The 15351-nt window shown below is 63.3% G+C and carries 13 protein-coding genes; 8 read left to right on the top strand and 5 right to left on the bottom strand.

Features of this window, described 5'->3' with window-relative positions; all coding sequences use genetic code 11:
* The first annotated feature begins 497 nt into the window (after positions 1-497).
* Entirely contained in the window at positions 498-1211 is a 714-nt protein-coding gene (locus VWY60_RS17525) for a trypsin-like serine peptidase (RefSeq protein ID WP_340546206.1), read from the top strand.
* 226 nt (positions 1212-1437) lie between these two features.
* Here the strand turns inward: VWY60_RS17525 and carB are convergent, their stop codons facing one another.
* Positions 1438-4797, bottom strand: coding sequence for a carbamoyl-phosphate synthase large subunit (gene carB, locus VWY60_RS17520; RefSeq protein WP_416541295.1), 3360 nt, complete (start codon positions 4795-4797; stop codon positions 1438-1440).
* A gap of 188 nt (positions 4798-4985) precedes the next feature.
* Here carB and VWY60_RS17515 point away from each other — a divergent pair, with 188 nt between their 5' ends.
* From VWY60_RS17515 to VWY60_RS17495, 5 genes are all read left to right on the top strand, one after another.
* On the top strand, positions 4986-6140 hold the full coding sequence (locus VWY60_RS17515; RefSeq protein ID WP_416541294.1) for an aminodeoxychorismate synthase component I: 1155 nt from the start codon (positions 4986-4988) through the stop codon (positions 6138-6140).
* Complete coding sequence (locus VWY60_RS17510) at positions 6083-6736, top strand: aminotransferase class IV family protein (RefSeq protein WP_416541293.1); 654 nt, start codon at positions 6083-6085, stop codon at positions 6734-6736. Before VWY60_RS17515 ends, VWY60_RS17510 begins: the two co-directional genes overlap by 58 nt.
* Positions 6737-7107: 371 nt before the next feature.
* Complete coding sequence (gene aspS, locus VWY60_RS17505; protein WP_340546345.1) at positions 7108-8892, top strand: aspartate--tRNA ligase; 1785 nt, start codon at positions 7108-7110, stop codon at positions 8890-8892.
* 212 nt (positions 8893-9104) lie between these two features.
* Positions 9105-10514 (top strand): DUF1800 domain-containing protein, encoded by a 1410-nt coding sequence (locus VWY60_RS17500; RefSeq protein WP_416541292.1) that lies wholly within the window; start codon positions 9105-9107, stop codon positions 10512-10514.
* A gap of 13 nt (positions 10515-10527) precedes the next feature.
* Positions 10528-11787 carry a DUF1501 domain-containing protein gene (locus tag VWY60_RS17495; RefSeq protein ID WP_416541291.1) on the top strand — a complete coding sequence of 420 codons (1260 nt, stop codon included), beginning with the start codon at positions 10528-10530 and terminating at the stop codon, positions 11785-11787.
* A 285-nt stretch (positions 11788-12072) separates the two neighbouring features.
* Here the strand turns inward: VWY60_RS17495 and VWY60_RS17490 are convergent, their stop codons facing one another.
* Both VWY60_RS17490 and VWY60_RS17485 read right to left on the bottom strand, forming a co-directional pair.
* Positions 12073-12213, bottom strand: a complete 141-nt coding sequence (locus VWY60_RS17490; RefSeq protein ID WP_340546200.1) for a hypothetical protein — start codon at positions 12211-12213, stop codon at positions 12073-12075.
* 1 nt (position 12214) lies between these two features.
* Positions 12215-12934, bottom strand: a complete 720-nt coding sequence (locus tag VWY60_RS17485) for a response regulator (protein WP_340546199.1) — start codon at positions 12932-12934, stop codon at positions 12215-12217.
* 222 nt (positions 12935-13156) lie between these two features.
* Between VWY60_RS17485 and mce the strand changes: the two genes are divergently transcribed.
* The gene (mce, locus tag VWY60_RS17480) at positions 13157-13561 is read left to right on the top strand and encodes a methylmalonyl-CoA epimerase (protein WP_340546198.1); all 405 of its coding nucleotides are present in this window, start codon (positions 13157-13159) and stop codon (positions 13559-13561) included.
* A gap of 57 nt (positions 13562-13618) precedes the next feature.
* On the top strand, positions 13619-13894 hold the full coding sequence (locus tag VWY60_RS17475; RefSeq protein ID WP_340546197.1) for a DUF1467 family protein: 276 nt from the start codon (positions 13619-13621) through the stop codon (positions 13892-13894).
* 98 nt (positions 13895-13992) lie between these two features.
* Here the strand turns inward: VWY60_RS17475 and VWY60_RS17470 are convergent, their stop codons facing one another.
* Both VWY60_RS17470 and VWY60_RS17465 read right to left on the bottom strand, forming a co-directional pair.
* On the bottom strand, positions 13993-14697 hold the full coding sequence (locus VWY60_RS17470) for an EI24 domain-containing protein (RefSeq protein WP_340546196.1): 705 nt from the start codon (positions 14695-14697) through the stop codon (positions 13993-13995).
* Entirely contained in the window at positions 14694-15272 is a 579-nt protein-coding gene (locus VWY60_RS17465) for a nitroreductase family protein (RefSeq protein WP_340546195.1), read from the bottom strand. Before VWY60_RS17465 ends, VWY60_RS17470 begins: the two co-directional genes overlap by 4 nt.
* Positions 15273-15351: the final 79 nt, after the last annotated feature.

Here is a 15351-nt window from a genome sequence, read left to right as displayed (position 1 = left end):
GTGTCGTCCGCATGATGCGTGCAGTGGCGTCAGATATCACGGGAGAACCCTGCCATCGCGGCCCCCGCAGCGCGTCAGGGCAGGGGCAAGGCAGAGGCGGAGGGTAGACATCTGCCTTAAGAGTTTCGCGCATTGAGCGAGTCGCCCGGTGGCGCCTCAATTGGGGAAATGGCCGACCCAATTCCGCCTCAATCCCGATGATTCCTTTCCAAATTCCGATGCGACATCAGCAGACACAGGAAAAAACCCACCAAAATCCTTGCTGGAAAAGTTACAATTATTCATGTGTTTAAGTGGAATTATTCTAAAAGTGTTCAGGAAGGTTAAGGAAAATATAGAGATGTGGCGCAGTGATGGCCGCAAATATCGGCCGCGTTAACCGGACGTTAATCACGTCACATTCTGCACCTCTTTCTGACAGCTCCCTACAACTCCAAGCCGCATTCCAGCCCCAGCAGACCCTGATGATGGCGATGTGGGAAAAACTGGAGTGGACCATGAAACGCATTATCGGACTTATCGCCGCCGCCTTTATTTCGAGTACAACCTTTAGCCTCCCTGCCGAGGCGCAATCCGCAGGCGTGCGCGCCGTCGAGGGCTGGGAAGCTGTCGGACGGCTTAATATTGGCGGGCGCAATATGTGTACCGGCAGCCTCATCGCGCCAAATCTGGTGCTGACCGCCGCACATTGTCTCTATAATCCGCAGACCGGGCAGGCGGTAAACCCGCGCAATATCAAGTTCGAGGCCGGCCTCAATGGCCGCCGGGCCAAGGCGTCACGCCGTGTGGTGAAGGCTGTTGTTCATCCCGGCTATCGTCACAGCTGGTCCAGCAACAGCGCAGCGGGCAGCGATATTGCGGTGCTGCGTCTGGACCGCCCGATCTCCGGCAGCGAGATCCGCCCCTTCGTGCTTGCCGCTGCGCCGACACCGGGGGAAAGCGTGGATGTACTGTCCTATACCGTGAACCAGGCCACCCGACCGGCCCGCGAAAAAGACTGCCAGATCCTGTCCACCCGCAGCGCGACGCTGGTGACCTCCTGCCGTGTCGAATATGGCGCCTCCGGCTCGCCGGTGTTGCAGATGCGTCCGGGCGGCACCCCGCGGCTGGTCTCGGTGATCTCTGCCAAGGCGCAGATGGGTCGCAAACGGGTTTCACTGGCCACCCCATTTGATGGATCGCTGCGTGCGCTGATGCGCCGCGCGGGCTGAGCACGGGCTGTCCGGCCTCCGCTCCGTTTCCCACAAAAGCGTTTGTAGGAGGCGGGCCATCCCTGATCAGCCAAAAACCCCGGAGCCTCGGCTCCGGGGTTTTCCTATGTCCGAACCTTTGCCCAGCCCTCCCAGCAGGCCGCCTGTTGCGGCGAGGGCAAAAGAAAAGGCCCCGACGCAGGTCCGGGGCCTTCCAATAGGTTCGATCTCTGCCAGCCTCGGCAGATCAGCCCTGCAAGCTCTTCACTTCAACGTCACCTTCTGCCTGCGCCTTGATCGCGCGGGCGGCGGCATTGGCACCGGCTGCGGTGGTGAAATAGGGGATCTTGTCATAGAGCGCGACGGACCGCATCTCCTTGCTGTCTTCAACCGCCTGCGCGCCTTCGGTGGTGTTCATCAGCAGCTGGACGTTTCCGTCCTTCAGCATATCCACCACATGAGGGCGCCCCTCATAGACCTTGTTGACCAGTTCGCAGGGCACGCCGTGCTCATCCAGCCAGGTCTGGGTGCCGCGTGTGGCAACCAGGGTAAAGCCCTGTTCCACGAGGATTTTTGCGGCGTCCAGCATCAAAGTGCCCTTGTCGGCATCCTTGATCGAGATAAAGGCCCGGCCCGAGGATGGCAGCACCATGCCAGCCCCCATCTGCGCCTTCAGGAAGGCGCGGGCAAAGCTGCGGTCCCAGCCCATGACTTCGCCGGTGGAGCGCATCTCGGGGCCGAGGATGGTGTCGACGCCGGGGAAGCGGGCAAAGGGAAGCACCGCCTCCTTGACCGAGAACCACGGCATGTCCGGGTCGGCCAGGGTCATCGGATCCGCCATCGGCACGTTGACGTCATAACCTGCGTCCGGCTCATAGGGCGGGCGCTTGGGGAAGTTCGACAGCGGCTCACCCGCCATGACACGCGCCGCGATGGAGGCGATGGCGCTGTCGGTGGATTTCGCCACAAAGGGCACGGTGCGCGAGGCCCGCGGGTTGACCTCGATCAGGTAGATCACGTCATTGCCGTCGGCGTCAGGTTTGACCGCGAACTGGATGTTCATCAGGCCAACCACATTCAGCGCCTTGGCCAAAGCGTTGGTCTGGGTCTTGACCTCGGCGATCACCTCTTTGGACAGCGAGTAAGGCGGCAGCGAGCAGGCGCTGTCCCCAGAGTGAACCCCGGCCTCTTCGATATGCTGCATGATGCCTGCGACATGCACGTCGGTGCCATCACAAATCGCATCCACATCCAGCTCCACCGCGCCCGAGAGATAGCTGTCGAGCAGAACCGGGCTGTCTCCGGAGACCACGACCGCCTCGGCGATGTAGCGCTTGAGCTGGTCCATATCGCGCACGATCTCCATCGCGCGGCCACCCAGGACATAGGACGGGCGGATCACCAGCGGGAAGCCGATTTCAGCCGCGATTTCAATCGCCTGCGCGTCGGTCGAGGCAATGCCGTTATGCGGCTGCTTGAGCCCCAGCTGGTTGACCAGCGCCTGGAACCGCTCGCGGTCCTCGGCCAGGTCGATCGCGTCGGGCGAGGTGCCAAGGATCGGGATGCCTTCCTCTTCCAGCGCATTGGCCAGCTTCAGCGGGGTCTGGCCGCCGAACTGCACGATCACCCCGTGCAGGGTGCCGTTTTCCTGCTCCTTGGTGAGGATTTCCATCACATGCTCAAAGGTCAGCGGTTCAAAATACAGCCGGTCCGAGGTGTCATAGTCGGTCGACACCGTTTCCGGGTTGCAGTTGATCATGATGGTCTCGAAGCCCGCGTCGGTCAGCGCGAAACAGGCATGGCAGCAGCAGTAATCGAACTCGATCCCCTGGCCGATCCGGTTTGGGCCACCGCCCAGAATGACAACCTTCTTGCGGTCGCTCGGCCGGGCCTCGCATTCCACATCGCCAAAGGCCGGGGCCTCATAGGTGGAATACATATAAGGCGTCTGGGCCTCGAATTCGGCGGCGCAGGTGTCGATCCGCTTGAAGACGGCCTTGACGCCCAGATCACGGCGGGCGCGGCGCACGTCGGTCTCGCTCTTGTCGGTGAGTTTCGCAAGGCGGGCATCGGTAAAGCCCAGCATCTTGACCCGGCGCAACCCATGCTCATCCTTTGGCAGGCCCTCGGCGCGGATCTCGGCCTCGGCCTCCACGATTTCGCGGATCCGGGCCAGGAACCAGGGATCGAACTTGGTGACGGCCTGGATTTCATCATCCGACAACCCGTGCCGCATCGCCTGAGCAATAGTCCGCATCCGGTCGGGGGTCTGCTTGCTGATGGCCTTGATCACCGCGGCCTTGCCATCGGTGCCATCCTCGGCGCCGGGAATGGCAACCTCGTCAAAGCCGGTCAGACCGGTCTCCATGGACGCCAGCGCCTTTTGCAGGCTCTCGTGGATCGTGCGGCCAATGGCCATGGTCTCACCCACGGATTTCATCGCCGTGGTCAGATAGGGCTCGGAGCCTGCGAATTTCTCGAAGGCAAAGCGCGGGATCTTGGTCACGACATAGTCGATCGTCGGCTCAAACGACGCCGGTGTCACGCCGGTGATATCATTGTCCAGTTCATCCAGCGTAAAGCCAACCGCCAGCTTGGCCGCAATCTTGGCAATCGGGAAGCCGGTTGCCTTGGACGCCAGCGCCGAGGACCGCGACACACGCGGGTTCATCTCGATCACGACCATGCGGCCATCCTCAGGGTTCACCGCCCATTGGACGTTGGAGCCGCCGGTTTCCACGCCGATTTCGCGCAGCACCGCAATCGAGGCAGAGCGCATCATCTGGTATTCTTTGTCGGTCAGCGTCAGCGCCGGGGCCACGGTGATCGAATCACCGGTGTGCACGCCCATCGGGTCGATATTCTCGATCGAGCAGACGATAATCGCGTTGTCGGCGGTGTCGCGCACCACCTCCATTTCATATTCTTTCCAGCCCAGCAGGCTCTCGTCGACGAGGATCTGATTGACCGGCGAGGCATCCATGCCGGAGCGGCAGAAATGGATGTAATCTTCGCGGTTATAGGCGACGCCACCGCCGGTGCCACCAAGGGTAAAGGCCGGGCGGATGATCGCAGGCAGGCCGATGTCTTCCAGCTCGTCCAGCGCCATCTGCACGCCTGCATCCAGGTCGGCGCTGCCGTTGGCTTTCTTCGGGGCGGTGATGATTGTGGCGCGGGGGTTTTCCAGTCCAAGCCGGTCCATCGCTTCGCGGAACAGCTTGCGGTCTTCTGCCATTTCAATGGCTTCGCGCTTGGCGCCGATCATCTCGACGTTGAATTTCGCCAGCACACCCATCTCTTCCAGCGCCAGTGCGGTGTTCAGACCGGTCTGTCCCCCCATGGTCGGCAGCAGCGCATCGGGACGTTCCTTTTCGATGATCTTGGCGACCACCTCCGGGGTGATCGGCTCGATGTAGGTGGCATCCGCCAGACCCGGATCGGTCATGATCGTTGCCGGGTTGGAGTTCACCAGAATGACCCGGTAGCCCTCTTCACGAAGCGCCTTGCAGGCCTGCGCGCCGGAGTAGTCAAACTCACAGGCTTGGCCGATGATGATCGGCCCCGCACCAATGATCATGATCGATTGGATATCGGTTCTTTTCGGCATGGCCTGAATCCCTCTGATTTGCGCGAGTCATGGGCACCCCCGTGCGCCCAAATTGTCCTGCGTTATAGGGACCGCACCGAAAGGTTCAAGGGGGATCGGAAACCGAATTGGAAATGCCGCATCCGTGGGTTTTGTTCGCATAGCGAACGGATATATGTGGAGAGGTCATAACGACGGAGCAGGCTGACGTGCGGATTCGCTTTGATCAGGGGCCGATGGGGGCCGGGACATGTTTTGAAACGCCGCTGCGCATGATCCGCGCAGAGCGGGCCGAAGACGTGCCTGCCGCGCTGGCGGCGCTGGATGCGGCGCGCGACGCCGGCCATTGGCTGGCGGGCTATGCGTCCTATGAGCTGGGCTATGCGCTGGAGCCAAAACTGGCGGGCCGGATGCCTGCGGGGCGGCGGCTGCCGCTCATTTGTTTTGGGGTCTATGCGGAACCGCGAGCGCAGAACATTGGGGGCCGGACCCGACCGCAGGCGGAAAGCGAAGCTGGTCTTGAAGGAATTACCCCCCGCTGGACTTTTGACCGCTACGCCGAAGCCTTCGCAGAGGTGAACCGCAACATTGGCCAGGGCGATATCTATCAGGCCAACCTGACCTTCCCGATTGATGCCGACGCTTATGGGACATCCGAAGACATCTATGCCGCGCTTCAGGCCAGACAGGCCGTCGGCCACGGTGCCTTGGTCCAACAGGAGGGGTTGCCGGACCTGTTGTCACGCTCGCCAGAGCTGTTCTTCCGCACGGATGCAGAAGGGGGCATCGAGACCCGCCCGATGAAGGGCACCCAGCCGCGCAGCGACGATCCGTTGGAGGATGCCCGCCGCCGCGACTTTCTGCGCCAAGATGAGAAGAACCGCGCCGAAAACCTGATGATCGTCGACCTCCTGCGCAATGACATCAGCCGCGTGGCGCAAACAGGCTCGGTGCATGTGCCGGAGCTGTTTGCGGTCGAGAGCTACGCCACGGTGCATCAGATGGTCTCCACCGTCCGCGCCAGATTGCGGCCCGACGCGGGGCTTGCAGAGATCTTTGCCGCGCTGTTTCCCTGCGGTTCCATCACCGGCGCCCCCAAGATTCGCGCGATGGAAATCCTCGCGGAACTGGAACCCTGGGCGCGCGACATCTATTGCGGCACCATCGGCTGGGCGGCGCCGGACGGCCGGGCAGAATTCAATGTGGCAATCCGCACGCTGATGCTGGACGCGGGCCGCGCGACGCTCAATGTGGGCGGTGGCGTGGTCTGGGACAGCACCGCAGATGCAGAATATGAGGAAGCCCTATGGAAAGCCCGCTTTGCCCGCGTGACACCCTCCAGAACGATCCCGCTTTCGGCCTGATCGAGACGCTGGGCTGGCATCCGGGGCAGGGCTTTCGTCACCTGCGGCTGCATCTGGCCCGGATGGCGCGCAGCGCGGCCCTGTTCGGGATCGCTTTCGATCCAAAGCGGGCGGAGGCGGTTCTGGCGGAAGCCACCGATGCGGCGCCGCTGCGCTGCCGCCTGACGCTGGATGCGGAGGGGCAATTGGCGCTGACCACGGCCGCTCTGGGAAACAGCCCCTCGGATTGGCGGCTGCGTATCGCGGAGGCCCGGCTGGAGGCAGGTGACATCTGGCTTCAGCACAAGACAACCCGCCGCGTGCTCTACGATGCCGCGCGGGCCGCGCTGCCGGAAGGCGTGGATGAACTCCTGTTCCTGAACGAGCAGGGCGAGGTTTGCGAGGGCACCATCACCAATATCTTTGTAACCCGCCCGGACGGGCAGGTGATCACGCCGCCGCTCAGCTGCGGCCTGCTGCCGGGTATCCTGCGGCAGGTGATGCTGGAGCGGGAGGAATGCACGGAGGCGGTGCTGCGTTTTGAGGACCTCAGGTGTGCCAAGGCCATCCATATGGGCAATTCCCTGCGCGGGCTGATCCCGGCACGTCTGGTGTGACGGGCGCGCTCCCGCGGACAAGCCGCCCTTCTGGCTGACGCCAGCGGGCCCTTGCCCTTTGGGCGTGGCAGCGCACCATTGGGTGCGCTGCGGTTCCGCAGAACGCAACCGACGCCGTGCCAGAGGCACGGCGCCCGGCCCAACGTCGGAGGCCTCAGCGCGTCCGCGATGAGACCGTAGAGCGCGGGAGGCCCTCGCTCGGGCGCGCAACAGGCACTATTGGTGGCTCGCGGCTGCCGAATCCGCCCAGTTTGCTTGACAACGGCGTCGCAACCTAGTGTACCACCCCGGACGAATTCCGCGCCGTTCTGGCGCATTTCCCGATTGACGGCCCTCCCGGACATGAGACCGGTATAATGAAAGGTCACCCCATGCACGACTATCGCAGCCATACCTGCGCCGAATTGAACAAATCCAACGTCGGTGAAACCGTCCGCCTGTCGGGCTGGGTCCACCGCGTCCGCGACCATGGCGGGTTGTTGTTCATCGACCTGCGCGACCATTACGGTGTGACCCAGGTCATGGCCGACCCGGACAGCCCGGTCTTTGCCGAGATCGAGAAGGTCCGCTCCGAATGGTGTATCCGCATCGACGGCAATGTCATGGCCCGTGATGAGAGCCTGGTGAACCCGAAAATCTCTACCGGCGAGATCGAAGTCTTTATCCGCGATATCGAGGTGCTGGGCAAATCCGAGGAACTGCCGCTGATGGTGTTCGGCGAGCAGGAATACCCGGAGGAAACCCGCCTGCGCTATCGCTATCTGGACCTGCGTCGCGAGAAGATGCAGCGCAACATGGTGCTGCGCTCCAACATGATCCGTTCGATCCGCAACCGCATGTGGGACATCGGCTTCAACGAATACCAGACCCCGATCATCACCGCCTCCTCCCCCGAGGGCGCGCGCGACTTCCTGGTGCCGTCGCGCCTGCATCCGGGCAAGTTCTATGCGCTGCCGCAGGCGCCGCAGCAGTTCAAGCAGCTGATGATGGTGTCGGGCTTTGACAAGTATTTCCAGATCGCGCCCTGCTTCCGCGACGAGGACCCGCGCGCCGACCGCTCGCCTGCGGATTTTTACCAGCTCGACATGGAAATGTCCTTTGTCACCCAGCAGGATGTGTTCGACACCATCGCGCCGGTGATGGCGGGCGTGTTCGAGGAATTCGGCGGCGGCCGCAAGGTCGACCCGGCGCATGACTGGCCGCAGATCTCCTACAAGGATGCCGCCAAATGGTACGGCACCGACAAGCCGGACCTCAGGAACCCGATCAAGATGCAGGACTGTTCCGAGCATTTCCGCGGGTCTGGGTTCGCGATCTTTGCAAACCTCTTGGAAAACGAAGGCACAGAAGTGCGCGCGATCCCGGCACCGACCGGTGGCTCCCGCAAGTTCTGCGACCGGATGAACAAGTTTGCGCAAGGAGAAGGCCTGCCGGGCATGGGCTATATTTTCTGGCGCGACGGCGACAACGGGATGGAAGCGGCTGGCCCGCTGGCCAAGAACATCGGCCCTGAGCGCACCGAGGCGATCCGCCAGCAGCTGGGCCTGGGCGTTGGTGACGCGGCCTTCTTCCTCGGCGGCAAGCCGAAGGCGTTTGAAGGCGTCGCGGGCAAGGCCCGCACCGTCATCGGCGAGGAGCTGGGCCTGATTGACAAGGACCGCTTTGCCTTTGCCTGGATCGTCGATTTCCCGATCTACGAGAAGGACGAGGAAACCGGCAAGATCGACTTTGAGCACAACCCGTTCTCGATGCCGCAGGGCGGCATGGACGCGCTGCTGTCCGATCCGCTGGCCGTGAAGGGCTACCAGTACGACCTCGCCTGCAACGGCTATGAGCTGGTGTCCGGCGCGATCCGGAACCACAAGCCGGAGATCATGTTCAAGGCCTTTGAAATCGCCGGCTACGGCAAGGAAGAGGTCGAAAAACGCTTTGGCGGCATGGTCAACGCCTTCCAGTACGGCGCCCCGCCGCACGGCGGCTGCGCGGCCGGTATCGACCGCATGGTAATGCTCTTGGCCGACGAGGCCAACATCCGCGAGGTCATCATGTTCCCGATGAACCAGCGCGCCGAAGATCTGATGATGTCGGCCCCGTCGGAACCGCTGAGCGAGCAGCTGATGGAGCTGGGGCTGCGGGTGATTCCACAGGACCAGTAACCTCTGGAGGTCAGTCTGAAACAGGCCCGGACAGATGTCCGGGCCTGTTTTGATTCGGCGGGCACCGCAGCTCCGTCGAGTTGTGGCGCGATCTTGGCGGCCCTCAGTGCGCCCATGAGCAGAGAGTTGCGTGCCTGAAGAAATTCAGCTGGTGTCGGCGCTGCGATATCCTACTCTTGTCGGGTTGCAACAGCTCATGAGCGGGGAAAGCGATGCGCTTTGACGGGGAATTGGCGGAGATCCGTTTCGGCTGCGGCCTGTCGCCGCTGCATGCCCCAGCCGCTGGGCCGGAGCGGCTGCTTGCTGACCTTCAGGCCCCGGATCATGCGGCGCAGACCTGGCCGATCCCAGGGTTTGACGCTGCGCTGGCGGATGCTCGGGCCTATTCCGCCGCCCGCCGCGCCCGCAAGGCGGCCGCTGGCAGCCCGGATTTCGAGATGCGCGACAGGGATCTGAAACACCAGCGCGCCCTGATGCGGGACCATCAGGCGGATTGGTTCGTTCGACGGCTGCTGCGCTGCGTGACAACGCCGCATGGGTTTCGCGAACGGCTTGCCCTGTTCTGGGCGGATCACTTCACCGCGCAGGGCAAGATTGCCGCGCTGCGCTACGCTGCCACCCCCTATGTCGAGACGTCGATCCGCCCGCATATTGCCGCGCGGTTCGAGGATCTGCTGATTGCGGCTGTGACCAGCCCGCTGATGCTGCATTACCTGGACCAGCACCGGTCCACCGGCCCCAACAGCCGCCGCGCCAAACGGGTCGCGCAGCGTCAGGGGCGGGTGGTCGGGCTCAATGAGAATCTGGCGCGCGAAGTGCTGGAACTGCACACGCTCGGCGTTGGCGGGCCTTATACGCAACAGGACGTGCGCCAGCTGGCCGAGCTGTTCACCGGCATGATCTACGACACCACCGAGGGCTTCAAATTTGCGCCGGGATGGGCCGAGCCGGGGGCCGAGACCCTATTGGGAAAGCGCTACGATGCCGAGGTCACCGGTCTGGCTGCGATCAAACAGGCGCTGCGGGATCTGGCGCGCCACCCGGCCACGGCGGATCATCTGGCGCATAAACTGGCGGTGCATTTCACCCGTGACACGCCGGACCCGGCACTGGTCGCCCATCTGGCGGCCCGCTACCGTGCGACATCGGGGGATCTGACGCAGGTCTATGCGGCGCTGCTGGAGCATCCGGCGGCCTGGCAACCTGACCTCGAAAACGTCAAACCGCCCTTTGCCTATCTCGCCTCGGCCTGTCGGGCGCTGGCGTTGCCAGCTGCCGCGCTGACCGGGCTGAGCCGGGCGCAGGTCAACCGGTTCTTCCTGCGTCCGATGCAGCGCATGGGCCAGCGCTGGGAGGTCTCCAACGGTCCCGATGGCTGGCCCGAGGCCGATGCAACCTGGATCACGCCGCAGGCTCTGGCGGAGCGGCTGCGCTGGTGCATGTCGGTGCCGACACAGGTGATGGTGCAGGGGCCGGGACCATTGCCCGCGCCGCTTCAGCTGCTGCGAAGCGCCCTTGGCGGGCGGGAAACCGCGCAGCTGCGGTTCGTCGCAACAGCTGCCGAAACCGAGCGGGAGGCGATAGGACTGATCCTGGCCTCACCCGCCTTTCAGCGGCGTTGAGAGGGAGATCGAGATGACCAAGACACCGCGTCATGGGTTCACTGGCCCATCCCGCCCTTCTGGCCTGACCCGGCGCGGTTTCCTCGCCCGCTCCGGTCTGATTGGCTGTTCGCTGGCGGCAAGCCCGCTGCTGACCCCCGTGAGCTTTGCTGCGGCCCCCTGGGACAGCCGGCTGGTGGTGATCATCCTGCGCGGCGGCATGGATGCCATTGATGTGGTCCAGCCCTATGGTGATCCGGCCTATGCCGGCCTGCGGTCGAGCCTCAGGGGAGGGCCGCAAAATGGCGGGCTCGATCTGGATGGCTATTTTTCCCTGCATCCGGGACTTGCCCCCTTGATGCCGTTGTGGCGGGCGGAGCAGCTCGGGTTTATTCACGCGGTATCAACGCCTTATCGCGACAAGCGCAGCCATTTTGACGGTCAGGACCTGCTGGAAGCCGGGACGCCGGGCCTGCACCAGCGCCGCGACGGATGGCTGAACCGGCTGTTGCAGATCACGCCCGGTGTCGAGGCGCGCACCGCCTTTGCCATCGGGCAGGGGGAAATGAAACTGTTGCAGGGCGCGGCCCCGGTGTCCGACTGGTCGCCGGATGCGGAAATGGCTCTCAGCCCGCAGGCCGAACGTCTGGCCGGTCTGATGATGGAGCAGGATCCGCTGTTTCATGCCGCTCTGGCAGAGGCGCTCGACCTTGCCGACAGCGCACCCATGGACGCGGGCGGCGCCGGGAGCGCAGAGGCAACGGGAAGCATGGGTCAGGCCAAGGCACGATCCCGACCGCATCAGCGGATTGCCAGCTATGCGGCCCAGCAGCTGCGCGGTGACAGCCGGATTGCGGCTTTCTCGATCAACGGCTGGGATACGCACAACCGTCAGACCGGCGCGCTCACACGGGCGCTGGGGCGCCTGTCCGATACCATTCTGACACTGTACCGCGATCTTGGGCCGGGGATCTGGGACAAAACCGCAGTGGTGGCGATGACCGAATTTGGCCGCACCGTGCGCGAAAACGGGACCAGCGGCACCGATCACGGAACCGGCGGTGCGATGGTGCTGGCCGGTGGCGCGATCCGGGGTGGCCGGGTCCACGGGCTGTGGCCGGGTCTTGAGGAGGCGGCGCTGTTTGATCGCCGTGATCTGATGCCCACCGGCGATGTGCGGGCCCATATGGGCTGGATCATGCGCGGTATGATCGGCACCGACGCCCAGCAGATTGCAGATGTGGTTTTTCCCGGCGTCGAGCTGGGCGCTGATTCGGGGGTGCTGCGGCGCTGACGGGGATGCGCTGACCGCTGCGGCGGCTTGCGGGTCCGCCAGTGGGCCGCCAGTCAGCGATCAATGGGAGCGGGGCCGAGAGTGTGTCGGCTCGCGCGATCTGTCGCCTTGCGCCGCTATGTGGGTGCTGCGCAGTTGCCGACCGCGATAGCGACCGTGCGATCTGTCATCCAATAGACTGACCGGGCTACCTGTCAGCAAGGATGCTCGCCCAACGATCTGTCAGCAAGGGGGCGGACGGGGTGACCTGTCAGCCAGGATCAGGTGGTCCCGTGGCACGGCAGATCAGCGGTCGCTGCGATCAAGGATGACCAGCGATCCCAATGTCCGGTCGCGGTTACGGCGGATTTCACGGGCCGAGAACCGCGCCTGAAGATATAGGACAATGCCCAAAGTGGTTGAGGCGATGAGAACGATTTCGATCATCTCAGATGGCGACTTTCTGTTTCAGACGTTCCTGAACCAGCCCGGCGACACGGGCGGCAATGGCGGCAACGGGGCGTCCGCTGCTGCGGGCATCGGCCAGATCTGCGGCGGCTCCAGCCAGATGTGAGTCGCCAACGCTGCGGGCCACACCACCAAGGAATTGCGCAACATAGTCCAATGTCTGCCCTTCCTCAGCTTCGTTCAGCACCTCTGCGGCATGGGACATGTCATCCTGAAAGGCGAGGAGATCCGGCTCGATCACCTCATCGGTCAGCTGGTTGGGGCCGGAGAGCTGGCGTTCGGCGGGTAGGCGCGACAGGATCGCGGATTGGAATGCGGCGAGCGATGTGATCGGTTTTGCCAGAAACCCATCAGCCCCGGCGTCCATCGCCATCGCCTCACCTGCTTCATCACCGGAGATCCCGAGGATCACGCCGACACGCGGCGAGGCCTCCGCCATGGAGCGGATCAGATCGGCGCCCGACCCATCAGGCAGGCCGAGATCGGCAATAACGACCGAGGGGCGGTAGACCTTCAGATGCCGGTGGGCGGATTTCAGACAATCGGCCCGGCGGATCCGCGCACCGCTGCGCAGGCACAGCAGACGCATCGCCTCGCAGGCGTATCGACTGTCTTCCACCACAAGAATGGTCAGCCCCAACAAAGGTCGTTTGGTGGTGGGCAGGCGGTGGGCAGCAGCAAACAGTTCCGAATCGTCCATGACTAAGGCTCCTGACTGGATACGACTCAACGCTAGGGAAACGGGGCTAACAGCTGGTTAACATCCAGGTCGCAGCCTAAGGTTGAATGGAATTACCGCGCAAAAATCGACGCAACGAAGCGTTATTGCTGGAAATATTCTGCCGCGCGGATTGGCGCACTTGTCCGCAGGCCATGGCTCTTTGATAAGTCTTGGCAATCAGTTCACTCAGGAGACCGCACCATGATTGGCCGCCTCAACCACGTCGCAATTGCCGTACCGGACCTTGATGCCGCCTCGGCACAGTATCGCAACACCCTCGGCGCCAAGGTCGGCGCCCCCCAGGATGAGCCCGATCACGGCGTCACCGTCGTGTTCATCGAACTGCCCAATACCAAGATCGAGCTGCTCTACCCTCTGGGCGACACTTCTCCCATTGCGGGGTTTCTGGAAAAGAACCCGGCCGGGGGTATTCACCACATCTGCTACGAGGTGGATGATATCCTGGCGGCCCGCGACCGGCTCAAGGCCGAAGGCGCGCGGGTGCTTGGATCGGGCGAACCCAAGATCGGCGCCCATGGCAAACCGGTTCTTTTCCTGCATCCGAAGGATTTCAACGGCTGCCTGGTGGAATTGGAACAGGTTTGACGCTATCTGCCCCTTAACCCTCCGCAGTGGGGCGGGGGTCTCAGAAGGACAGCTATCATGGGTGTGACATCCGGTTTGGTTCTCTATGCGGTGATCTGGTTCATGACGTTCCTGATCGTGATCCCGATCCGCATTCAGACGCAGGGCGACCTTGGCGAGATCGTGCCCGGCACCCACGCCGGTGCGCCCGAGCATCACTATCTGAAGCAGAAGGCTGTGATCACCACCATTGCCGCTGCCGTCATCTGGGCGATCGTTGCAACGATCATCCTTAGCGGCTGGATCACGGTGAATGATTTTGACTGGTTCGACCGGCTGCCGGATCCCGAATAACCCGGCGCAGCATATCTTTGGCATCACAACAGGCGGGCAGGGGTCCGCCTGTTTTATGTTTGTCCTCCGGTTTGCCGCCCCGGTTTGCTCCGCGCGGCTCAGCCTGCCGACAGTTCGTGCCGGGTCAGCCGATGGAAGAGATGGGTGAAGGTCGCCGCCCCGATGATCGGGATAAGCAGGTTCACCAGCGGAATCGACAGCGGCATGGCCATCAGCACACCGGCGATCCAGACCGCGCCCAGATGCTTGCGCCGCAGCCGTTTGGCTTCCGGCAGGCCAATGCGGCGCGCGGCGGCGAGGGTGAAATACTCCCGCCCCAGAAGGAACCCGTTCAGCCCCCAGAAGATAAACAGCGCAAAGGGGGCAAGCATCACGTAAAGCACCAGCGCCAGCACATTGGCGACGACAAGAACGCCGAGAAAATTGATGGTATCGCGCACGCCATCCCAGAACGGTGTCTTGGTCGCCGGTGGCAGACCGGGATAGTGGCGATCTTCTACCGCCTGTGCGACCTCATCCAGAAACATCGAGGTAATCGCCGAGGCCACGGGCACCATCAGGAACGCCGACAGCACCAGCATCAGCAGCAGCGAGGTGATCGAAAGGAGATCATCGACCCAGGTGACCGGGCCGATCAGCGGCAGCGTCGCATCCGGACCGACCAGCCATTGGATCAATGCCAGAAACGCCGCATAGGCCAGCACCAGCAGCGCGACGGTCAGGCCAATGCCCAGAAACAGAACCCGGCGAAAGCGGGGGTCGCCGATCTGGCTCAGCGCCTTTGAGAAATCTGTCAGAATCATTGGTCCATCCAGGTGGTCAGCGCCGCCAGATCAGGGCGGGGGCGGTCCGGCGGCGTGTTGGTTTCGGTGGCGATATGGATCAGGCCCGCAATCCGCTCATGCGACTGCAGGCCAAAGGCTTCGGCGCAGAACTCGGGATCATGGCTGGCCCAGCCTGACAGCCAGTTGGCGCCCCAGCCGGCCGCAAGAGCGGCGTTCAACAGCGCCAGGCAGACGGCCCCGGCTGAGTAGGTCTGCTCGATGGGCGGGATCTTCGGGCTCGCCTTCTGGATCTCCACAACGGCGACCGCCAGTTGCCCCAGTTCAAACTGGCTGCGGCCCTTGGCAATATCCTCGGCCGATTTGCCCAGTCGTTCGCCCGCCTTGCCGGTCAGCTCTGCCAGCCGCGCCATCGCGGGTTTCTCGATCACGATGAAACGCCAGGGCTCCAGCTTGCCGTGATCGGGCGTGCGTGCGGCTGCGGTCAACAGCGGCATCAGCGCCTCGCGGCTTGGGGCCGGGGCCACCAGCGTCTTGGCCGGGCGGGAACGGCGCGACAGCAGAAACGCCAGGGCAGCATCATTGCGAGGGGGCATATGTGAAACCTTTTTACATCTATCGCCCGATGTCGGCAGGGCGGCGCGGGATTTCAAGGGGGATCCGAGAATTTGGCAG

The sequence above is a fragment of the Phaeobacter sp. JH20_26 genome (assembly GCF_048056275.1).
In the GTDB taxonomy this organism is placed as follows: Bacteria; Pseudomonadota; Alphaproteobacteria; order Rhodobacterales; family Rhodobacteraceae; genus Phaeobacter; species Phaeobacter bryozoorum.
This window is presented reverse-complemented; position numbering and strand designations above follow the sequence as displayed.